Raw genomic sequence first — 389 nt, 5'->3', positions numbered from 1 at the left:
TTTCAAGTCAGGATTTTTTATCTTTAAACCGTAAGTTAAACTCAGATATTAAATTTAATTAAATACACATGAAAAAGGGACTTTTACTCATTATTTTAATAACAGTTTTTAACTGTAAAGAAACACCTAAAGAAACCGAAACACCAGGAATAACCATAACAGCCAATGAACTAAAGGAAACGGTTAGTTATTTAGCCTCAGATGCTCTAATGGGACGAGATACGGGATCAAAAGGTATTGAGGACGCATCAGCCTATATAGAGAATGAATTAATTGATTTAGGTGTGAGTCCTTATTTTAAAACGTATAAAGATCATTTTAAAGTTGATAGTTTAGACGCCTACAATATCGTTGGTGTTATTTCGGGAAGCGATCCAGTTCTTAAAAAT

At 31.9% G+C, this 389-nt stretch carries 1 pseudogene; it reads left to right on the top strand.

Annotated elements, in window-relative coordinates:
* Positions 1-68: 68 nt before the first annotated feature.
* A pseudogene (locus TD29_RS17120) lies at positions 69-389 on the top strand (peptidase M28); the annotation flags it as partial.

This window comes from Psychroserpens damuponensis, from assembly GCF_000826655.1.
In the GTDB taxonomy this organism is placed as follows: domain Bacteria; phylum Bacteroidota; class Bacteroidia; order Flavobacteriales; family Flavobacteriaceae; genus Psychroserpens; species Psychroserpens damuponensis.
This window is presented reverse-complemented; position numbering and strand designations above follow the sequence as displayed.